General features: G+C 68.6%; 16 protein-coding genes. 5 read left to right on the top strand and 11 right to left on the bottom strand.

Annotated features, from left to right (window positions below; genetic code table 11):
- The coding region (locus tag VNJ47_00105; protein ID HXG27238.1) for a hypothetical protein at positions 1 to 474 on the top strand (474 nt) is incomplete at its 5' end.
- Positions 475 to 694: 220 nt separating this feature from the next.
- Here the strand turns inward: VNJ47_00105 and VNJ47_00100 are convergent.
- Genes VNJ47_00100 through VNJ47_00090 form a run of 3 tightly spaced genes read right to left on the bottom strand, consistent with a single transcriptional unit; the run spans position 695 to position 4,297 of the window.
- The gene (locus VNJ47_00100) at positions 695 to 1,609 is read right to left on the bottom strand and encodes a ThuA domain-containing protein (protein HXG27237.1); all 915 of its coding nucleotides are present in this window, start codon (positions 1,607 to 1,609) and stop codon (positions 695 to 697) included.
- An 8-nt stretch (positions 1,610 to 1,617) separates the two neighbouring features.
- Positions 1,618 to 3,324, bottom strand: coding sequence for a GMC family oxidoreductase (locus VNJ47_00095; GenBank protein ID HXG27236.1), 1,707 nt, complete (start codon positions 3,322 to 3,324; stop codon positions 1,618 to 1,620).
- Complete coding sequence (locus VNJ47_00090; protein HXG27235.1) at positions 3,317 to 4,297, bottom strand: gluconate 2-dehydrogenase subunit 3 family protein; 981 nt, start codon at positions 4,295 to 4,297, stop codon at positions 3,317 to 3,319. Before VNJ47_00090 ends, VNJ47_00095 begins: the two co-directional genes overlap by 8 nt.
- 320 nt (positions 4,298 to 4,617) lie before the next feature.
- On the opposite strand from VNJ47_00090, the gene rpoH reads away from it, so the two are divergent.
- Entirely contained in the window at positions 4,618 to 5,496 is an 879-nt protein-coding gene (rpoH, locus tag VNJ47_00085; GenBank protein ID HXG27234.1) for an RNA polymerase sigma factor RpoH, read from the top strand.
- A 90-nt stretch (positions 5,497 to 5,586) separates the two neighbouring features.
- On the opposite strand, the gene VNJ47_00080 is transcribed toward rpoH, so the two are convergent.
- The 7 genes from VNJ47_00080 to VNJ47_00050 all read right to left on the bottom strand — a co-directional run bounded on the left by VNJ47_00080 (position 5,587) and on the right by VNJ47_00050 (position 17,137).
- A complete protein-coding gene (locus VNJ47_00080; GenBank protein HXG27233.1) occupies positions 5,587 to 8,424 on the bottom strand; it encodes a TIM-barrel domain-containing protein in 2,838 nt (945 codons plus the stop codon).
- A gap of 9 nt (positions 8,425 to 8,433) precedes the next feature.
- Positions 8,434 to 9,057: a glutathione S-transferase family protein gene (locus VNJ47_00075; protein ID HXG27232.1), complete on the bottom strand. Its 624-nt coding sequence runs from the start codon at positions 9,055 to 9,057 to the stop codon at positions 8,434 to 8,436.
- A gap of 119 nt (positions 9,058 to 9,176) precedes the next feature.
- Positions 9,177 to 10,148: an NAD(P)-dependent oxidoreductase gene (locus VNJ47_00070; protein ID HXG27231.1), complete on the bottom strand. Its 972-nt coding sequence runs from the start codon at positions 10,146 to 10,148 to the stop codon at positions 9,177 to 9,179.
- Complete coding sequence (locus VNJ47_00065; protein HXG27230.1) at positions 10,145 to 11,260, bottom strand: hypothetical protein; 1,116 nt, start codon at positions 11,258 to 11,260, stop codon at positions 10,145 to 10,147. Before VNJ47_00065 ends, VNJ47_00070 begins: the two co-directional genes overlap by 4 nt.
- Positions 11,261 to 11,293: 33 nt before the next feature.
- The gene (locus VNJ47_00060) at positions 11,294 to 12,949 is read right to left on the bottom strand and encodes a hypothetical protein (protein ID HXG27229.1); all 1,656 of its coding nucleotides are present in this window, start codon (positions 12,947 to 12,949) and stop codon (positions 11,294 to 11,296) included.
- Between the two features lie 42 nt (positions 12,950 to 12,991).
- Positions 12,992 to 15,490: a hypothetical protein gene (locus VNJ47_00055; GenBank protein HXG27228.1), complete on the bottom strand. Its 2,499-nt coding sequence runs from the start codon at positions 15,488 to 15,490 to the stop codon at positions 12,992 to 12,994.
- A 312-nt stretch (positions 15,491 to 15,802) separates the two neighbouring features.
- Positions 15,803 to 17,137 (bottom strand): lectin-like protein, encoded by a 1,335-nt coding sequence (locus tag VNJ47_00050; protein ID HXG27227.1) that lies wholly within the window; start codon positions 17,135 to 17,137, stop codon positions 15,803 to 15,805.
- A gap of 287 nt (positions 17,138 to 17,424) precedes the next feature.
- Here VNJ47_00050 and VNJ47_00045 point away from each other — a divergent pair, with 287 nt between their 5' ends.
- On the top strand, positions 17,425 to 18,111 hold the full coding sequence (locus tag VNJ47_00045) for a TetR/AcrR family transcriptional regulator (GenBank protein ID HXG27226.1): 687 nt from the start codon (positions 17,425 to 17,427) through the stop codon (positions 18,109 to 18,111).
- Here VNJ47_00045 and VNJ47_00040 read toward each other — a convergent pair.
- Entirely contained in the window at positions 18,099 to 18,845 is a 747-nt protein-coding gene (locus VNJ47_00040) for a TetR/AcrR family transcriptional regulator (GenBank protein ID HXG27225.1), read from the bottom strand. The genes VNJ47_00045 and VNJ47_00040 overlap by 13 nt on opposite strands.
- A gap of 104 nt (positions 18,846 to 18,949) precedes the next feature.
- Between VNJ47_00040 and VNJ47_00035 the strand changes: the two genes are divergently transcribed.
- Together VNJ47_00035 and VNJ47_00030 are read left to right on the top strand one after the other, a co-directional pair.
- Positions 18,950 to 20,026: a hypothetical protein gene (locus tag VNJ47_00035; protein HXG27224.1), complete on the top strand. Its 1,077-nt coding sequence runs from the start codon at positions 18,950 to 18,952 to the stop codon at positions 20,024 to 20,026.
- Between the two features lie 3 nt (positions 20,027 to 20,029).
- Positions 20,030 to 20,384 (top strand): SDR family NAD(P)-dependent oxidoreductase (locus VNJ47_00030; protein HXG27223.1); only part of this gene is annotated, 355 nt, incomplete at its 3' end.

Raw genomic sequence — 20,384 nt, 5'->3', positions numbered from 1 at the left:
CTCAGGACAGCCAGGAAGGCTATGGGCCTATCCATGAGGGCGCTGGCTGAGGCCGCCAGCGTTCCTCTTCCGTCCCACAAGGACTATGAAGGATGTAAAACCATACCTGGGGGCGAAGCCATAGCTGGCTACGTGCGCGCCGGCATCAACGCGAACTGGCTCCTGACCGGGGAGGGGGCGATGCTCTTAGAGCCGCACCATGTCGGGCCTCATGAAGATATGGTTCGTGACGTTTTATTGGGCGATCAGGCCGCTGCGGCGCGTAGAGAGCAGGGGCTGGTAGAATTCGGCCGGTTGATACGCTCGTCGTACCAGGCCATCGACGCCGCTATCGAAGCACTTGGCGCTGAGCTGCCCAGGCATAAGAAAGAGGCTGTCCGGACTCTGGTCTACAGGCTCGCTATGAGAGACCGGCGTCCGGTCCCGGATGAGGATGTGATCGAGCTGGTAAGGCTGGCTTTAAACGATCCTTGAAGGCTTCGAACGCTCGATTTAAGGATTCTCAAATCATGTGTCCAAAACCGGCGCGCACGCGAGATTCTCAAACCATAGCCTGCTCGCTACGCCGGCCTTGGCGCCACCGCTAACCCCCCGTTTCGCTTGAATTTGTCCCATGATCGACCACCAAATCCCGGTCGATCCCGGGCTTCTCAGATCAAGTGTCTCCCCGCAGGGAAAATGCCGGCCGCAAAACTTAAGGCAGCAGCTGCGCCTCGCAGGGCCGCAGCTCGGGCGGGACATAGTCCGGCACGTCCGCCGGCTTCGGGTTCACCGCGCAGCTGGCCGCCACGCGCCGCGCGGCGGTGAGGATGCCGTTCAGAAGGTGCTGCTGGTAGTCCGGCGTGAAATACAGATAGGGCTCGTGGCCGAGCGCGGTGTACCAGGCGCGGCCGGCAAACTTGTCGTGGCACCAGCTTATCGGGTGGTCGCCCATCACGCCGCTGTAGCCCTGCGGAAAGGTCGGCCCGCGCGGGTCGCAGCTGGTGTTGGGTTCCTGCCGATAGCTGCCCTCGTCGATGCTCAGCAGCACGCGCACCGCGCCGCGCGGATTGCTGCTGAAGCTGTAGAACTCCTCGAACGGAAGCTGCCAGGGTCGCGGCAGGTGCGCGGTCGAGGGATGGCTTTCGTCCTCGATGCGCAGCACGCCGGGCTGGTTCAGCACCGGGTGCGCCTGGAAATAGGCGCCCACCAGTTCGCCGTAGAACGGCCAGTCGTGCTCGGTATCCGCGGCCGAGTGCACGCCGACGAAGCTGCCGCCGCCGCGGATGTACTGCTCGAAGGCCGCCTGCTCGGCCGGGCCGAGCACGTCGAGCGTCGTGTTCAGGAACATCACCACATCGTACTGCGCCAGGTTCTGCGGCGTGAACTGCGCCGGATCTTCGGTGGCGTCCACCGTAAAGCCGTTGTCGGCGCCGAGCTGGCGCACCACCTGGATGCCCGGCTCGATGGAGGGGTGGCGGAAGCCGGCGGTGCGTGAGTAGACCAGCAGCTTGAACGGCCCGCTGCGCAAGGCCTGGCTGCCGCCCGGCCCGGAATCGGAGTTCGAATCGGCGCAGGCCGCGAGGACGAGCACGGGGATCAGCAGCAACAGGCGGTACAGCGGTCTCATGGCTTGCCTCAGGCGGTGCCGTTGCCGATCGCGCGCGCGATGCGCAGCGCGTTGGCGAAGATGGTCAGGGTCGGGTTGAAGCCGGGGAAGGTCGGAAATGTGGAGCCGTCCACCACGTGCACGTTCCCGCATTCGTGCAGGCGTCCGAACCGGTCGCAGACGCTGGTGGCGGGGTCATCGCCCATGCGCGCGGTGCCGGCATGGTGCGCGGTGAGCTGCGGGGTGTCGCCGAGCAGCGGGCCAGGCGTGACCACCGCCCCGATCGCACCCGGCGCGGCCAGCAGCATCGCCTCCAGCCGCGGCGCCGTGTAGGCGGCGGCCGCGCGCTCATGCGCATGCGGTGACCAGGTGACGCGCGGCACGGGCAGGCCGCGGAAATCCTTGACGCCCGGGTCGAGGTCCACACGGTTGTTCGCCTGCGGCAGGTCCTCGCCGACGAACTGGATGCCGGCGATGCGCCGCCGCGCCATCGACAGCCGCATCGCGTTCTTGTGCGCACGCCCCTGTGGAATGCCGAGCCCCGCGTAGAAATACGCCTCCTGCAGCAGCGGCAGACCGGAACCGACCTGGATCAGCCCGCCCTTGATATAGGGCACGCCCAGCGCGCGTACTTCGGGGCCGGTGAAAGGGCCGACCAGATCGTCCACCTCGACCGTGGTGCTCTGCGCGCGCAGGCTCTGCACGTCGCGCTCGAAGAAGGCGCCGCCGATGGTGAAGTAATGGAACATCATGTTGCGCCCGACCTGGCCCGAGCCGTTGCCCAGGCCGTCCGGGTGCGCGCCGTTGGCGGACAGCAGCAGCAGGCGCGCGGTCTGCACCGGGCTGGCGGCGATCAGAATCCGGTCGCCGCTGATCGAGCGCGGGATGCCGTCGCGGTCGAAGTAGCGCACCGCGGTCGCGCGCCGGCCGTCGGGCGTGGTGTCGATGCGGTACGCCAGCGCGCGCTCGATCACCCGCACGCGGCCGGTGCGCACCGCCGGGTTGAGGTAGGTCACCAGCGCGTCGCCGCGGGCGTTGATCGGGCAGCCGAAGCTCGAGCACAGCCCGCAGGAATTGCAGGCCGGGCGGCCGTCGAAGACCTGCGAGTTCACCGCCGCCGGATAGGGAAAGGGATTCCAGCCGACATTGAGCGCGCCGCACGCCAGCAGCCGCGCAGCGTAGCCGGTGGGATTGGGCGGCATGACGAACTGGCCCGCGCGCGGCGCCTGCTCGAGCGTGCGCGTCGGCATCTGGTTCACGTCGCCCTGCACGCCGATCCGGCGCTCGACCTCGTCGTAGAACGGCGCCAGGTCCTCGTAGCGGATCGGCCAGTCTGCGACCTGCGCGCCCTCCACCGGCCCCAGGTCCGACAGCTGGGTGAAGTCCTGCTTCCAGAAGCGCGGGAATTTCGCATTGTAGTGCAGCGAGGTACCGCCCACCGCCGCGCCCAGCGACACGTGCAGGCCCTGCACCGTGCGCTCGGCGCCGCCGGCCGCTTCGGCCTGCGTGCGGCCGGTGAGCGGCTCCAGCAGCGGCTGCGGGAAACCGAACAGCCGCGCGGTCTTGATCTCGTCGCTGGAATAGAGCGTGCCGAGGTCTTTGCTCTCCACCTGGCCAAAGCCCGGGCGCAGGTTGCGGCCGCGTTCCAGCACCGTCACCGACCAGCCGGCGCGCGCCAGCTCCCAGGCGGCGATGCTGCCGGCCGGGCCGGAGCCGATGATGACCGCCTCAGCCATGCCGCGCCCTCTGCCCCGGCACGGCAAGGCGCTGGCGCGCGAGCGGCGCCAGCTGCACGCGCAGCCGCTTGAGCGAGCCGTCCGCCGCCATCAGCATCGCCGCCATCGGCTCGCCCGACAGCCAGAGCGGCAGCCCTTCGTCCGCGGCGCCGAACACCCGCGGCAGTGGCGTGGCGCTCGGCGCCGCGGCGGCCTCGCTGAACGACGGCGGCAGCAGGGCGTCGAGCAGGCCCGGGTTGTCGGCATGGATGACCTGCGCGGGCGTGTAGCCGCGCGGCTGCACGTCGCCGGCATAGGCGGTGAAGGTCCAGCCGGCGAGGTTCCGGTTGCCACCGTACTCGGGCGCGCCGTACATCGCGTCGAGCGTGTCGGGAAAGGCGATGTCGAGCAGGTCCTGGATGGCCGTATCGCTACCGTCGGCCAGTACGAGGTCGCGCAGCGGCCCCGGCATCGCGGCGAAGGATGCGAAGCCCTGCGCCTGGGCGCGCGCCTCCAGCTGCGCCAGCCCTTCCGTGTAGATCGCCTGCATGCCCTTCACCGGGCCGTTGAACTCGCGCTCGGGCCGGCCCTGCGAGCCCTCGATGGCGATGCGCCAGGCCAGTTCCTCGTAGGGATCGAGCGGAATGAATTCCAGGAAATGGTTGCGGCCATGGCCGCCGCGGTCGGAGAACGGCGCGCCGGCGTAGATCAGCGGCGGATCGGTGAGGAAGGCCGCCAGCAGGTGATCGATGGCCTCGGCGCAACCGGCGGCGACCGCGCCCGGATCGAGATCCTCCGGCTGGCCCGGAATCAGCCGGTCCACCAGTGCACGCAGGGTATCGAGCTGGGCGTCGCTCAGGAAACGCGCGCGGCGCGTCGGCCCCGAAGGGCCAGTGCCGGGCAAGCCCGCATCGTCCGCACCCGAGCCGCCGCAGTGCGACAGCAGCGGCACCATGGCGGTGAGCGCGAAGGCACCGCCGGTCTTGATCAGCACGCGGCGGCTGATGGTCAGCGAGGGCGCAGGCGTGGCCGAATCGGCCGGCGGCGGAGCCGTGGCGGGCCCCGGCTTGGAACTCTGGTTGGCGATGGCGCGCTCCGAAATAAAGCGGGTGGCCGGTCTATCCTGCGCCGGCGGCGCTGCCTGGGCAGCGGTTTGTGCATCCCCTGCGAAGCCCTAGTGTGGCGTATGCGGCAGTTCGCGTACCAGTCCTGCGTGCGAACGCTCGTCCGCTTGAACTTTTGCCGGTTTCGCCTATCCTAAGGGCGTTAGCACTCTATCGTAGAGACTGCTAAAGCGGAGGCGATAGGGAAATAATGAGCTCAATCAATGCTTTGGCAATCAGGCCGCAGAGCCTGCCGACCCCCTTGGCCGGCAGCCTGGAGGCCTATATCCGCACGGTCAACAGTCTGCCGGTGCTGGACGCCGAGCAGGAGCGCAGGCTGGCGCGCCAGCTGCGCGACCACGGCGACCTGCAGGCCGCGCAGCAGCTGGTGCTGGCCAACCTGCGCCACGTGGTGCACATCGCACGCGGCTACCTCGGCTACGGCCTGCAACTGGCCGACCTGATCCAGGAAGGCAACATCGGCCTGATGAAAGCGATCAAGCGCTTCGACCCGGAGGTCGGCGTGCGCCTGATCTCCTTCGCCGTGCACTGGATCCGCGCCGAGATCCACGAGTTCATCCTGCGCAACTGGCGCATCGTCCGGGTCGCCACCACCAAGGCGCAGCGCAAGCTGTTCTTCAATCTGCGCTCGGCCAAGAAGCGCCTGGGCTGGATGAACCAGGGCGAGGTCGAGGCGGTGGCCGCCGACCTCAAGGTCAAACCCGAGACCGTGCTGGAGATGGAGGACCGCCTCAGCGGCCATGACGTTTCCTTCAACGCCCTGCCGGCGGAAGACGAGCACGAGGACAGCGTCTTCGGCCCCGAGCATTACCTGGCGGCGGACGAGGCGTACAACCCGGAGCACCAGCTCGGCGAGCGCGAGCACGCCGAGCACCAGCTCGCCCAGCTGCAGTCGGCGCTGCGTACACTCGACGACCGCTCGCGCGACATCCTGCGGCGGCGCTGGCTGGACGAATCCCGCAAGACCGGCCTGCAGGAACTGGCCGACGAGTACGGCATCTCGGCCGAACGCGTGCGCCAGATCGAGGCCGCTGCGCTCAAAAAGCTGCGCCACAGCCTGAGCGCCTGAGCGCGGGCGCAACTGGCCGCGGACGAAAGCCGCGCCATACCGAGTCTTGCCAGCCGAGAGCGTCGAAATCCCGTTCTCGCGGCGGATGACTCAAGGTAAGGCGCCACGGGAAAAATCCTCAGGCCGAGGCCCGGATAGCGCAGCGTCATCAGAATCAACGGCCCTGCCCCGTATCCGGTCAGCGGAATCAGATTGCGCTAGAGCCGCGCGCAGCGGCGCAAGATGGCCAGCGTGCCCAACCGCTGCCGCCGGCACGGCGTGCGCCCGGCAGTCCGCTGGCGCCTGCAGCGGCAGCAGCGGGTCGGTGGTACCGCAGCGCAGGAACAGCGGGATGTCGGCGAGCGTGGCGGCGTCCACGGCGACGCTGCGCCGCGTGCCGCCGTCGTGGATCTCTGCAGTCGGTGCCAGACGGCCCAGCTCGTCGACGGTGACGCGCTGCCAGCGCGCGCCGGCCGGAAAGTAGACCTCGACCGCGCCCACGCCCGGCTGGTAGACCGGCGCCACCAGCAGGTCGGTGCCGTAAAGCCACTGGTAGTCCACGCGCTGTGCCATCGGCGAGTCATCGTGCAAGATCAGCGGGCGCACTGGGCCGATGTCGCCGCGGGTCGCGGCGCGCTCGGCCCAGTGTACGGTGAGCGGAATCAGATTGCGCTTGAGCCGTGCATAGCGGCGGAAGATGCCCGGCGTGTCAAAGCGCGGCGGATCGCGATGTCCGCCCTCGACCCAGGTCCAGGGAAACACCGAGCCGTTGAAGGTGGAGTTGTGGATGCGCAGCACCGGCGTCAACGCGGCGAGCTGGCTCCAGCGCACGAACAGTTCTTCCGTGGTGCGCGGCGTGGTCACGTCGAAGTAACCGCCGACGTCGGTGGTGAAGGCGTAGCAGCCGGACAGCGCCAGGTTGAGCATTGCCGGCATCACCGAGGGCAGGCCGTGGCCAGCGTCCCAGCTGGTGGACTCGTCGCCCGGAAACACGCCGGGGGTGAAGGCGCAGGCCCCGGTCATGCCGGCGCGGGCGTAGAAGAAGGGTCGGTACGCCGCGCCCAGCACGCGCTCGCGTGCATGGGCGTCCAGCGCCAAGCGCGCGGCGCGCTGATAGCGCCAGGCGTAGAAGTTGTGCATCTGCAGGAGATCGTCCCCGGCCGCGAAGCGCATCGCGTCGGTGGTCAGCTCGCCGAAGTCGTGCATGAACAGGCTGATGCCCTGATCCAGCAGGCGCGCGAGCTGCTGCTGCCAGTAGGGCACCGCAGCCTCGTTGGTGAAGTCGATCAGGCTGGCACGGCCGCCGCGGTTGGTGGTCACCACGTGGTTGCCGGCGGCGTCGGTCTGGTTCGGCTGTGCCCGCGCCGAGGATTTGACGAACAGCTCGCGCCGGAAGGCTTCGGCGTAAGCCTGCTTGGAGGCCAGGGGCACGCCGAGCGTGTCGTCGCGGCACTGCGCGGGATCGTTGTCCGGGCAGCCGTGATCGGTGGTGAAGAAGTTCCAGTAACCGGCCAGCGCAAAACCGCGCTCGCGCACCGAGTCGAAGAAACTGCGGCCTGCCGCGGGGCAGTTTTCCACCGCGTTGAAAAACGAGGTGCCGGCCGCGACTTCCGCGCGCAGCTGCTGCTCGTTGCGCGGAAAGCCATTGGGATGGCTGCAGATCTGTTCGGTGCTCAGCGCCAGGCAGTCGGGATGGGTCTGGGGAATGACCTGCCAACCCTCGACCCCGATCACGCGCAGCGGCAAGTCATATTGTGCGCTCTTGGCGATGAAGCCTTCGATCTCGCAGCGCGCGCGCTGCCCACCCCAGAAGCCGGCGCCATTCGGCGCGGCCTCACCCTCGCCCTGGTTGAGGGTCTGGATCCACGGCTCGAAGGCCAGCGCCCCCGGCGCCGGCGCACGGCCCCAGTCGGCGGTGTAGATGCGGCTCGCCGCCTCGATCGGGCTTTCCCCCGGCGCGGCCGCGGCGCGGCCGTCGGCAACGCGCAGCTGCACTACGCCGCCGCTGCCCACCACCTGCCAGCGCAGCTTGTCGGGACGGGTGGCGGCGAGGTCCAGGCGCTGGAAGTGCATGTTGCGCGTCCACGCCGCCCAGCCGCGGGCGCCGACCACGTAGGCCTCGACCCAGTAGGCCGCCTGCGCGCCATTGGGGAAGGAGGTCCGTTCTTCGAGTAGCAGCAGGTCGTCCAGATCCTGCTGGATGCCCAGCTCGGCCAGCAGCGCGGCCAGGGGGTTGGTAGTCGGCAGCGGCAGTCCCGCGAACCGGCCCAGGCCGGTGAGATCCAGATCCTCGGCCCCGCCCAGGCCGGTGTTCTGCTGCTCGGTCCAGACATTGCGCAGCCGGCCGCGCTGGTTGAAGAAATCCTTGCGAGCGCCGAGGCCGAACAAGCCCTCCTCCGGCGGCGTGTCGAAGCTCAGCACCGTTACCGCGATGCCGGCCTGCGCCATGTCCGGCGGGGGCTCCAGATCGGCGGCCAGTGCGCCTGAGGACAGGCGGCGCAGCGTCAAGCGCGCGGTCTGGTCGCTGTAGTTGGTGCGCAGCGACAGCTCCACGCGATCGGCGAAATCCTCGCGTTGCGCCAGCTCGGTGACCTCGTAGAGCGTGCCGGCGTCCACACCGGACAGACGGTTACCCTGCCAGATGAAGCTGGGGATCATTTCGTTACGGCTGCTGCCGACCACCCAGCCGATCGCCGGAAACGCCGCCAGCGTCTGTGGGTTGACCACCGGCCGCGTGCCCTCGGCGTAGAGGTAGGGCTGCGGCGGCGGGTTGACCCCGGCCGCGACCGTGCACAGTACGCCGAGGCAGAGCCGGAACGGTACCTGTTGCACCGTCGCGCCGTCGAGGCCAGCGCCTGCGTCGCCACCCGACGGCGAGCTGCCGCTGCAGGCCCCGAGCCACAGCGCGACCAGTGCGATCGCGCCCCGGAGCATCGGCGTTGCGCTCACTCGTGCCGCTCAGGCAGACAGGCGCGCGGCAGCCTCGTCGTCGATCGCGCTGGCGCGTCGGTAAGCCTCGCGGTCGCTCAAGCCCTCCCAGTAGGCGACCAGGGCAGGACGCTTCTCCAGCGTGCCGAAGCGCAGGCCCCAGCCGATCTGGCTGCCGACGTAGACGTCCGCCGCGCTGAAGCGTCCGCCGGCGAGGTAGCGCTTGCCCCGCACGGCGTGCTCCAGCGTGTCCAGCACCGCGGCCATGCTGCCGAAGCCCACGGTCGCACGCTGCTTCTCATCCGGCTCCACACCCAGCATGCGGACCGCCACGGCGGCCTCGACCGGGCCGGCGGCGAAGAACAGCCAGCGGTAGTAGTCGCCGCGCGCCGCCGGCGGCGGCGCCAGGCCCGCCTCCGGAAAGGCGTCGGCGAGATACGCGCAGATCGCGGCGCATTCGGTGACCACCGTGTCGCCGTGGCGCAGCGCCGGCACCTTGCCCATCGGGTTGATCGCCCGATACTCGGGCGACTTCATCGCTGGCCCGTAAGGGATCAGCTCCGTGCGATAGGGCTGGCCCAGCTCCTCCAGCATCCAGCGCACGATGCGGCCACGCGACATCGGATGGGTGTAGAAAACGAGTTCCGCCGTCATCGGTGCAAGCCCTCCGTGAGCTTCGCGGTGAGCTAGCGTATCGCAATCGCCAGCGGTAGTCCGCGCCGCGTCACCGCCACCGACCCCTGCCCCGGCGACGATCGATACCAGCGCCGCCGTCACGACCCCCGGAGCGACTGCGCCACCGCCTGCATCCCGTCCGCATAGGACATGCGCGGCGTCCAGCCCAGCTCGCGGCGCGCGCGCTCGGCGGGGATGCGGTGGTCGCTGCCGACCAGGTTGTAGGCCTCGCGGGTGATGGGCGGGCGGTCACGGCGCCGCAGCAGGCGCCACAGCGGCGGTGCGAGCAGGGCCAGCAGCCGCACCGCGAGGCGCGGCGCCCGCTTGGGCGGCGGTGTGCCGAGCAGGCGCGCCAGATCGCTGAAGTATTGCGCCCAGCTGACTTCAAGTTCGTCGCAGGCGTTGTACACCCGGCCGCGCGCCGCGGGCTGCTCCAGCGCGGCGCAGAACAGTTCGGCGACGTTGTCCACATAGGTCAGGCCCGCGTTGCCGCGCCCGTCGCCGATGATCACCGGCAGGCCCTGTCGCAGGGCCGCGCCGGCTTCTTCCAGCCAGGGCTTGCAGCCCGGGCCGTAGATGTTGGCCGGGCGGATGATCGTCCACGCCGACGGATCCAGCGTGCGCAGCACTGCCTCCTGCCGCTGCTTGGCCCAGCCGTAAGTGCCCTGCGGACGGCCATAGGGCGTGTCTTCGGGGCAGGCACCGCGCTGAAGATGGTCGCCGTAGGCGCAGATGCTCGAGGCCAGGATCACATGACAGCGGTGCCGGCGCGCCGCCTCGACGACGTTCTGCGTACCGCCGACCGTGACGCGCTGCTGGGCGGCACGCGTGTGCCCGTCGCCGACCAGGGCCGCGAGGTGAACGACCGCGTCCATACCCGCGGCGGCATCGGTGACGGCCGCGGCGTCGGTCAGATCTCCGCGTCGCAGCTCGACTCGACCGCTCCAGTGCGCGGGCACCGCCTCGCCGGGCAATACGAAGGCGCGCACCGCATGGCCGCGCGCGAGCAGCTGTTCGACCAGCCGCCGGCCCAGAAAGCCATTCGCGCCGGTGACCAGCACCTTCTTCATGCCGCAACCCCCGCGACCGCCGCGCGCGGCTGGACCTGGCCGCTGCGCAGACCGCCGAACACCATGGACGGCCGCACATGCGGCGCGAGCCAGCTCCAGGTGACCTCGCTCGAGGGCAGCATCTGGAAAAACTCCGGGCACGCCTGCACCCGGTCCACCAGGCTGCGCTCCAGCATCATCGAGGTGTATTGCTGGCCGGCGAACTCGGGCGTGTTGGTGTTGAGGATCACGTCCTGCTCGAAAAACGTCGCGGCGCGCTTGAGGCCGGGGATGCGCGAGGCGGTCGGCGCCCAGGAATCCGCGCTGGTGCCGTTCTCGCAGGTGCCCCACACGCCGCTCTCGGTGTGCAGGAACAGGGTCTGGTTGCCAGAGCTGTGCCCTGGCGTGCGCAGCAGCAGCGCGCCCTCGCCCAGCCACAGATCGCTGTCGGTGAGCACCACGCGCGCGGGATCGATGCCACGCTTACCCTCCTTGACATAGAACGGCGCCTGCAGCGGATGCACGTCGTCCCAGTCGGCCCATTCCACGCGCGGCGCGAGCAGCAGGGCGCGCGGGAAACGGCCGGGAATCCCGGCGGTGCCCAGGGTCGCGCGCAAGTCCTGCACATGGAAATGATCGAAGGCGATGACGTCGATGTCCTCGCCGCGCAGGCCCACCCGGGCCAGGTCGTCGAGGATCGGCGTGGGCTTGGCGCCGTAGCGTTTGCGCAGAAAGGCCGGCGATTCGGCCGCCAGCTTGTCGAAGAACGGCGCCTTGGCGCTGCCCAGCGGATCGGTGGGGTTGAACAGGATGTTGCGCACCGCGCCATCGGCCTTGACCTGGACCAGGATGGAGCGGTTCTTCATCAAGAGCAGCCCGCGCGGCGTGGTGAGCGTGGCGCCATTGAAGGCGAAACGCACGGGATACGGCGCGAACGAGGTATCGAAACTGCGCGCCGCCACCACCCGTGGGCCGCTGCGCAGGGCATCGCCGAGCCTGCGGCCGGCCGTCTGCAGGGCGCGCAGTCGTGCACCCGCCACCGACTCGCCCCAGGCGGCATCGAGCGCATGCAGTTTGCGGATCCAGGGCAGACGGGCATCGACGGGATCGCCGAGTGGGATGGTGCTGTTCATGGGGAGTCCTCGCGTTGGGGTGAGCGCTGCGCTTCAGCCGCCGAGGCAGACCTGGGCCGCAGCGTCCTGGACGACGAAAGCATACGCGGCGGCGGGCAGCGTCACCACGCCCGAGCTCGCGATGACCGGATCGAGGCGGGGCACGACACCCTCCGGCGCCGTCAGCGTCCTGCCGTTGAGCGCGATCTGTCTGGCGTCGAGGCTGGGCGCGGTGACCGTGTAGACCTGCGCCGCCCCCGCGCCGGGCCCCTGCAGCTCGAGGTTCACCGGCGTGTCGCGGGAGAGATTCAGCGCGAGCAGCGTGACCGCGCCCGGACGCCCCGGTGTGCAGGCCGCATACACCCGCAGCGTCTGCGGCGCCTGCGGCACGTCGAGCGTCAGCTGCTGCCTGCCCATCAGCCGCCGCCACAGCAGGCTCGCCCAGTAGTCCGGATTGGGTTCGAGACTGTTCTGTTGCAGCAGGCCGTAGGTGCCGCCCTCCAGCGCTTGGCGCACGTAGACCTGGACCCCGCGCTGGGCCAGCTGGCCGAGATGATTGAGGTAATAGAACGTGGCGATGTGGCGGTCGGAGTAATCGACCGCGCCACCGCAGGCCGCAGAGCCGGTCTCGCCCAGCCACAGCGGGGCGCCGGCATTCCACTGGTCGCGCAGCCCGCTCATGTAGGCGTGATTCTCCAGATGCGAATCGAGGAACGCCGGCTGCAAGGGATCCTCCGGCAGCTTTGGATTGAACACGCAGCGGCCCGAGAACACCGGATAGTAGTGATAGTTGACCGCCCCGTAGATGTTCTGCACCAGCGGCATGACCTGCCAGGATTCCGGACCCAGCGGCGCACCGACCGCATCGAGCGCAGGACCGGGATCGGGCGCACCCAGCGAGACCGTGACGCCGCGCACCGAGATCGGCTGCTCACCGCGGGGATCGCGCGAAGTCAGGAAGGGGCCGGGCCCGACGAAGGTCGCGCCCGGCAGCAGTTCCTGGCGCAGCGCCTCGAAGGCGCGGATGTCGCGCGCGTAGCTCAGGGCGGTGTAAGTCGGCAGGATCTGGCCCGCATGGGCGCCGTAGAACACGTTCGGCTCGTTGCCGAACTCGATCGCCGTCACCGGGTACTGCTGCTCTGCCGTGTACCGCAGGAAGTCGCGCGCATTGTCCGGCACCCAGTTATAGAGGGCATCGCGCGGGCCGGGCCCGGCATTGATGCCGATGAAGATCTCCAGGCCGAGCGCGCGCGCGAAGGCATTGGCCTTGTCCCACTGCGCGCGCGTGAGCACGCGCTTGTAGTTGGGCGGGGGCTGTGCGACCGGCGTATCGCTCATGTCGAAATAGGTCTGATCGATCTGCGTGCCGCTGATACGCATGTAGGCCGGCTTGCCATCCAGCAGGGCCTGGACCAGGCGGCGCAGCTTGGGTCGATCGAAGTCGTAGGGCGGGAACACGATGTTCTGGTCGGAATCCGGATCGGCCGCCTCGCCGCCCACGACGGCGATGATGTCCACGGCAAAGGACAGAAAGGCCGGGGAGACGACTTGCGCCGCCGTGCTCTCCGCCGGGTTGACCGCAACGCGCTCGCCCGGCAGCGAGCCGCCGTCGTCGCGGCCGCCCGCGTCCCTGGCGCTCTCCGACGAATCGCAGGCCGCGAGCAACAGGGCCAGGCCGAGGGTCGATACGCGCCAAATCCGTGTGTTCATGGGGGCTGTCCTTCCATTAGTTTGTGAGGTAGCTGCCAAACATCAGGGTTCGAAGCTGATCCGGTGTGGGCCGGCCGGGAGCGCCAGCACCCCGGCATCGCCCAGACGCTCGACGTCGAGCGTCCGCCCATCGAGCGCAACGCGCGCAGGCGGCCCATCGGACGGCGGCCAGCGCAAGGTCAAGCGCAGCGGCTGCGTGGCCGTGATCTCGCCGCTACCGGGCCGGCGGGTGCTCAGACCCATGCGCGCCAGATCCAGGGTGACGGCGGCGAGATCGGTCGTCAGCACGAAGGCGTTCGCGCCCGTCTGCCCCGGCGCTTCCAGCGTCGTGTTCTGCACCCGGACGTCGGGCAGGGGCAGCCAGCCGGGCTGGAAATCTGCAAGGCCGCGCCCGGACAGATCGCGATCCCATTCCTGCCACTGGACGTAAACGCTGTTGCCGGTGATGACGTTGATAAAGGTGCCGGTGAGCAGACTGCGCATGCGCGGCAGCTTGTGCGCCAGCGGCAGGGCGATCGCATCCAGCGTGCCGGTGGCGGCCCCGTCGGCGAGTTGCAGTCCGCTGGCCCAGTAGGCGCGGTCGTGGGCCAGGCCGAGCGCAGCGCCGGTGGCCTCGATGGCGCGGTCCAGTCGATAGCTCACGCGCGCAGGGTCGGGATCCCGCACCGCCCGCCACGCGGTCTGTTCGATGATCGGCAGCGACTCGTATACGAGGTTGAAGTCGTGCGCGCGGCCTATGAACTCCAGATACAGATGCCGGTAGCCGAGCCGGGTCAACTCCTCCGCTGCCTGCCGGCCGAACACCGGCGCGGTCGCATCCAGTCCGGTGTCGCCGGTGACATGGGCGTGATAGAGGTTGCGCACGTTCATGAGCCGCGCCGGCACGCCGGTGCCGGGGGCGTTGTAGACGACGGCGGCGGCCAGTTCGTCGGGATACAACGTCATCATCGCCTGCGTGGTCTGGCCGCCGTAGGACATCCCGGAATAGATGACGCGGTCCGGATCCACCCGGTAGCCATCGCGGCCGGTCAGCGTCTGCAGCACGTCGCGCAGGTCGCGTTCGCCCTCGCCGCCGATGTCCGCCCACGGCAGATCCGGCCCCGCGGGGCCCTTCTCGCCCCGCTGCAGCGTGCCGACCACCAGGATGTCGTTGCGGTCGACGATCGCCCGCACATTGGTCGTGCCCAGCGGCGGGTCGGTGATCAGATTGCGGTGCGGCGTGGCACTGCCCTCGACCCCCACCGGCCAGATGCTGTGATTGACGTTGGAGGCGTGGAAGAACGCGACCAGCGGACGCGGGTGCGGCGCCGCGTAGTAATTGGACGGCAGGACCAGCGCATAGGGCTGCACCGGCCCCTTGTAGACGAAGGTGCCGAGGCCTCCGGACCAATTCGTCATCGCCCCCTGGCCGTCGCCCAGCGCCAGCGCCGGATACTGGATGTTGAGCAACCCGGTGGGCCGCGGCGCTTCGGTGCTGCCGCCGGAGGCGAGGATGTCGAGATCGATGTCCGCATGAAAGGCGCGGATGTCCGGCTTGACCAGGGCATCGGCCTGGCGGGTGTCACGCCAGTAATCGTTGGCCTCCTCGGGCTGGAACAGCAGGTCGTAAAGATTCGGGGCCGTGCCCAGCACGTTGCCCGGCGCAAGCAGCTGGTTCAGGTTGACCGCGGGCCGCCAGGCCTGGGCGGCCGCGTCCCACAACCCGGCGCCGACATAGGTGCGCCAGACGCCGCGAGGCGCGGACGCTGGCAAGGGAATGTCCGCCTCGATGAACGGCGGCCGCGCCTCGGTATTGGCTGCCACGGTGATGGGCTGCGTCACGGCGGGGGTGCGGGTGAAATCGGTGAGCTCGCCGCCGCGGCCCCACAGCGTCGCGAAGTAGTCGCAGCCCAGAGCCTGATTCAGGTTGGCGCCGCGCGGCCAGGATTGCGCCCCGGTGGCGGCATTGCCGTCGGCATCCCAGCAGATGCCGACCACGCTACTGTCCGCGGCGGTCATGGCACCCAGCCGCACCAGCACGTGCAGCCCAGCGGCGTCGAGGGCCTGGCGGTATTCGAGGAGGTCCGCCACGTCGTAATACCCGCCCGGGTAAGCCAGCGGCAGGCCACCGGGGCCGCTGGCGGGATAGGCGTAGTCCCCGCTGTGGCGGAAACGGTCGATGAAATTGTTGCCGGTCCCGCCCAGCCAGGGCGAGGTCGGGTCCTGCGGATTGGGATAGATGCCGGTCACCGGATTGGGATAGTCCGGGTTTGGCGCACGCAAGCCATCGATGTTCGCGCCGGAATCGTCATGCACATAGTCGCTGTGAATGAACTCACCACGGCTGTAGACCGAGCGGCCCGAAACGTAGCTGGACGTCCCCTGCCAGTCGCGGTCGTCGCCATCGGCCACGTGCGCCGACACCGCGCCGCCCGAACCCCCGCCGCTGCCGTCCGCAGTCGCGCGGTCGGCATCGCCGGAGCAGCCGGCGAGCGCGAGCGCCAGTGCCGCAAGGCTGCAGCTGCGCGCAAATGATCCCGGGATATGCGGAGCCAATGACATGGAACCAAGCCGTCAGCGGTGGAATGACTGATATGCACGACGGACGATCAGAAAGTAACAATCATGTTACGTAAACACAAGCCCGCGCCTCTAGTATTTTTTACTGAGTCGTTACGGAGCCGGCTCGAACAGCACCACATCGCCAGCTGCCTGCCCGGGTTGCCGATCCAAGGCCATGCGCAGCGACTCGGCGGGCATGTAGCCTTACCGTTCGATTGCTCTGGTCGGTAATCCGCATGGGGGTGCCGCCCAGGCCGAGCTTCCTGGCGGCGGCAGCACCTTGCGGTGCTGCCGCCGTCATACGCCAGATGCTCAGTTCTGTTCGCAGACGTAGCGCAGCGATTTGCCGCAGGCCTCGTCGCCCCACTGGCCGACGTTGTCCTGGTAGTAGTGGCCGCAGTCCTGGTTGTTGTAGTTGTTCGGCTGGCCGGAGGCCCAGGGCGCGTAGCTCACGGCACTGTCGTCGGTCCAGCGCCACTGCCCCTCTACGGCAATGTCGTTGGCCCCGATCCAGCTCAGCATGGTACCGCGCAGATTGCTCACCCAGGCGTTCTCGGCGGCGTCTTCGATCTTGACCAGCCGGTAGCCGCCCAGCGCCTCGCAGCTGCTCTTGGCCTGACTCCAGCTCTTCCAGCCACACAGGTAGTAGCGCTTGCCGTTGCGCACGCCGGCCTTGCTGCAGCCGGCCGGCAGCGCATGTTCGCAGCCATTGGCCGGATTGCCGTCGAGATCCGTGAAGCCCTGCGGGCAGGTGTTCGAGCTGGTCAGCGTGAACTGCTGGAAGAAGTCCCACATCTCGTCGTTGGCGAAGATATCGCCGGTGCCCGGCTGCAGGATGGCCGTGCAGCTGTTGCCGGGCCAGCAATGACCCATGCCCTCGATCTTGCAGAAGGTCACCTGCACGCCGTTGCTGCAGCCGTTGTAGGTATCACAGGTCGCCTTGTTGTTGGTGTATGTGCGCGTCGGCGTCGACCCGCACTGGTTCACGGCCAGGTAGGTGTCGCGCGTGTTGTACGCATCGGTGCTCGACACGTAAGGATCGGAGGTGCCCCAGAACTGCAATTCAGCGATCGGGCGTGAGGGCTCGCAGGGCGGGCTGATGAAGGCCCCCGACACCACCGACACGCCCGCGAACAGATCGGCCGCCTGGCAGCCCAGCTTGGCGGCCATGCCGGCGCCGGCCGACATGCCGGTCACGTAGATCCGCTGCGGATCGACGCAGTAATTGTCCTTGAGGTGCTGCACGATGTGCCGGGTGAAGCCCACGTCGTCGATGTTGTTGGCGAGGGCCTCGCCACAGCAGTCGCGCCCGACGTTCCAGGAGTTCTTGTAGCCCTCCGGATAGACCACGATGAATCCGGCGGCGTCGGCCTTCTGGCTCATCTTCGACCAGCCTTCCTGGCCGCTGGCCGAGGAGGTGTTGCCGTGAAAATTCAGGATGGTCGAGAACGTCCGGGTGCCGTTGTAGCCCGGTGGAATGTGCACGATCCAGCTGCGCTGGATCGGCCCCACCGAACTGTTCTGGGTCCAGGTCTCGGTGTAATTGCCCGGGGCCTTGGACGCGCAGGGCGTGACCGCGAACGCCGGGGCGACGGGCAGCACCAGAACCAGCATGGCCAGCAGACGCCTCGTCAGCGGACCCGGCATGGCGGCGCCAGCCGGCCCGAATTCAGCACCTCGTTTAAACAGCTTGATGGATCCCAACATTGGCTGTTCCCTCCTCCTGTCGAATGGTTGTGTTTGCCGCCCTGGCGCATGCCATGCCATGGCCAACCGAACGTAACACATATGTTACTTATAAGCAACATGTGTGTTATTATATTTTCATCGGCCGGGTCCGCCCCCTCGGCTGCAGGATAAGCGGCTGTTTTGCAAGCAATTGCTGCTTACGGCCGACAGGCATCAGGGGCTGCGTTCAAAAAGGTTGCTGGGACATGTCAGACTTGACGCTTGTGAGAACGAAGTCCACCGCGCTCAAGCCACGCCCGCGGCCGCCCGGCCGCCCCAAGGCTTCGGCCGCCCAGCGCGCCGAGAACGAAGAGCTCGTGCTCGCCGCTGCCGAGGTCGTCTACGCCCGGCACAGCTATCACGAAATCACGGTGGAGCAGATCCTGGTCGAGGCCGGCATTTCCCGGCCCACCTTCTATCGCTGGTTCTCCGGCAAGGACGAGGTGCTGGAGCGGGTGGTGCAGCGCGCGAACGATGCCCTGCTGGCCCGCATGAACGCTTCCATGTCCCAGGCTGAAGACCTGATGGGCCGCATCGCCGCTGGCGTCGACGCTTACATTCAATGGGGGCTGGACACCGGCCCGGTCGTGCTGGCCCTGTATCGGGAAGCGCACCTGCCGGGATCCCCGGTCCACAAGGATCGGCGCCGGGTCGGCGAGGGCACGCTCAGGCTGTACATGGACCAGGTGCAGAAGCTGGGCCGGCCGGTCGCCCATCCCCTGCTCTACCAGAGCATCATCGCGGCGATTCTGCACGCCGGCAGCTGGCTGTTCAGCAAGCAGGCGCCGACGGAACAGGAAATCCGGCTCGCGCGACAGGTCATGCTGCGCATCGCCCAGTCCGCCCTCGCCGAAGGGCGGGAGCGATCCGCGGTGCCGCCTCAGCCCGTTTGACGCGGATCGATTCCGGGCGCCTCGCGCAGCAACTCGATCCCACCGCGGATCGCGGCGCGGAATAGCAGCTGGATCTCCTGCGTCAGCGTCTCGATGCTGGGCGGCTGCTCGACCGTCAGCCACTCGGCCAGCAGTTCGTTGGTGCCGCCCACCAGCGCGACGCTGAGCAGGTGGTAGTCGCGTTTCGGCAGCAGGCCGGTTTCGGCCAGGTGCCGTGCGAAGCCCTCGATCACCGCGGCGAAGGCATGGATGGTGTCGCGCCGATGCTTTTCCATCGCTGCGCTGACACCCACCGCTTCCAGCACGCAGACGCGCGCGCAGCGCGGATCCTGCACATAGGCCTGCACGAAGGCGGCGATGGCGCCACTGATGCGCGCCTGCGGGTCCTGGCCGGGCCCGGACAGCGCAGCCAGCGTGGCCGCGCGGGTGCGGGCGATGATCTCGTCGTAGAGGGCGCGCAGCAGGGCCTCGCGACTGCTGAACAGCTGATAGAAGTAGCGCGCCGTGACGCGGGACTGCGCGCACAACTGCTCGATCGAGGTGTGCGCATAGCCCTGTTTGGCGAACAGCTCGAGCGCGGCATCGAGAAGGCGCCGGCGCCGCTCCCGGTCCAGTTCCTCGGGCGTCATGCCCGCATAGCCGCGGCGCGATGGGCCGGCCGCGGCCGGCGGCCGCGGGCCCTGCGCCGGCTTGCGGGCATAGCTGCGCTTGCTCATCCGCGCCAGGCTTGACATTTGACTAGAATCCTTGTCATAGTGAATTTCTGACTAGAATCATTATCACATTATACGGTGCCGCTGACCAGCCTTCCGGCGGCGTGCGAGAACGGAAAGAGACCATGAGCATTCTGCGAGCCTGCACCCATTTCGATGGCACCCGCGCGGCAGCGCGCCCGCTGGCGCGCGTGGACAATGTGCGCGAGGCGGCCAAGGATTTCCGCCGTGCGCTGCTGGCCCAGTCGCCGGTGCTCTACTACCGCTCCTTCGAGCTGGTGCGGGTGCCCTACCCGACCCGCTATGCCTATCTCAATGCCTTCAAGGGACTGCCGGCCTATCTGCATCTGGTCAACCGCCTGTTCGTGGTGCAGTTCCGGAGCGCCGAAGGCATCAAGACCCTGCTGGTCAGCCCGATGGACTGGGAGCAGCAGCGCGAGACGCCCTTCTTCAAACGGCTGACCGAATCCTACGGAAGGCTGGCGTCGGTGGGCGAATCGCTGGTGTTCAAAAAGACCCAGACCGTGCTCGGCGTGCTCTCCGCCATCGGCCTGGCGCCGGAGGACGTGGACTACCTCAGCTACGATCACCTGCATACGGTCAATGTCCGCCGCTGGCTCGGCGCCGACGGGCAGCCGGCGCTGTTCCCCAATGCCAGGCTGCTGGTCATGCGCGAGGAATGGGAATCCGCCCAGGCGCTGATCCCCTGGCAGAACCAGTGGTACTGCCCCAACGGGATTGCCGGTGTACCGCAGGATAAAGTCATCCTGCTCGACCACGACGTCTTTCTCGGCGAGGGCGTGGCGCTCCTGCGCACCAAGGGGCACACCGCAGGCAATCACTCCATCGTGGTCAATGCCGGCGGTACGCTGTACGTGACCAGCGAAAACGGCGTGTCGCTCGACGCCTGGTCGCCGCGGGCTTCGCGCATCCCGGGTCTGGCCGACTATGCCCGCGCCACCGGCGCCGAGGTGGTGCTCAACGGCAACACGCTCGAATACGGCGTGGACCAGTACATCTCCATGATCCAGGAGCGCGAGATCGCCGGCCCCTCGGGGCGCTTCGAGGGCTTCTACAACCTCGCGCCCAGCTCGGAATCCGACGGCTACTGGCTGTTCCCCGGCACGAAACCGACGCAGGTGCTGGGTGATCTGCATTACGGACAACTGCAGCGGCCGCAGCATGCGCGGCAGACGGCGTAAGTGATGAAGGTTTACCTGGTCACCGGCGCGGCCTCCGGCATCGGCGCGGCGCTGGCGCGCGCGCTGCTGGCGCGCGGCGCGGCCGTGTGCGCGGCCGACATCCAGCCAATGAACGCGCTCGCGGGCGACCCGGCGCGCCTGCTCAGCGCCCGCCTCGACGTGCGCGACGCGCAGGCCTGGACGGCGCTGGTCGAGCGCGTGGTCGCGCGCTGGGGCCGGCTCGATGTGCTGCTCAACGTCGCCGGCGTGCTCAAGCCGGGCTACGTGCAGGAAACCACGGCAGCTGACGTGGACTTCCACATCGACGTCAACCTCAAGGGCGTGATCCACGGCACGCGGGCGGCGGCGCAGCAGATGC

It is taken from the genome of Nevskiales bacterium (assembly GCA_035574475.1).
In the GTDB taxonomy this organism is placed as follows: domain Bacteria; phylum Pseudomonadota; class Gammaproteobacteria; order Nevskiales; family DATLYR01; genus DATLYR01.
Note: the sequence above shows the minus strand (reverse complement) of the source record. Positions and strands in the feature narration are given on the sequence as shown.

What these genes read in the sequence shown, in the direction of transcription:
- VNJ47_00095 (HXG27236.1), bottom strand. Translation starts at nt 3,324, where the DNA reads ATGGCTGAGGCGGTCATCATCGGCTCCGGCCCGGCCGGCAGCATCGCC.
- VNJ47_00100 (HXG27237.1), bottom strand. Translation starts at nt 1,609, where the DNA reads ATGAGACCGCTGTACCGCCTGTTGCTGCTGATCCCCGTGCTCGTCCTC.
- rpoH (HXG27234.1), top strand. Translation starts at nt 4,618, where the DNA reads ATGAGCTCAATCAATGCTTTGGCAATCAGGCCGCAGAGCCTGCCGACC.
- VNJ47_00060 (HXG27229.1), bottom strand. Translation starts at nt 12,949, where the DNA reads ATGAACACACGGATTTGGCGCGTATCGACCCTCGGCCTGGCCCTGTTG.
- VNJ47_00055 (HXG27228.1), bottom strand. Translation starts at nt 15,490, where the DNA reads ATGTCATTGGCTCCGCATATCCCGGGATCATTTGCGCGCAGCTGCAGC.
- VNJ47_00035 (HXG27224.1), top strand. Translation starts at nt 18,950, where the DNA reads ATGAGCATTCTGCGAGCCTGCACCCATTTCGATGGCACCCGCGCGGCA.
- VNJ47_00075 (HXG27232.1), bottom strand. Translation starts at nt 9,057, where the DNA reads ATGACGGCGGAACTCGTTTTCTACACCCATCCGATGTCGCGTGGCCGC.
- VNJ47_00045 (HXG27226.1), top strand. Translation starts at nt 17,425, where the DNA reads ATGTCAGACTTGACGCTTGTGAGAACGAAGTCCACCGCGCTCAAGCCA.
- VNJ47_00070 (HXG27231.1), bottom strand. Translation starts at nt 10,148, where the DNA reads ATGAAGAAGGTGCTGGTCACCGGCGCGAATGGCTTTCTGGGCCGGCGG.
- VNJ47_00040 (HXG27225.1), bottom strand. Translation starts at nt 18,845, where the DNA reads ATGTCAAGCCTGGCGCGGATGAGCAAGCGCAGCTATGCCCGCAAGCCG.
- VNJ47_00065 (HXG27230.1), bottom strand. Translation starts at nt 11,260, where the DNA reads ATGAACAGCACCATCCCACTCGGCGATCCCGTCGATGCCCGTCTGCCC.
- VNJ47_00050 (HXG27227.1), bottom strand. Translation starts at nt 17,137, where the DNA reads ATGCCGGGTCCGCTGACGAGGCGTCTGCTGGCCATGCTGGTTCTGGTG.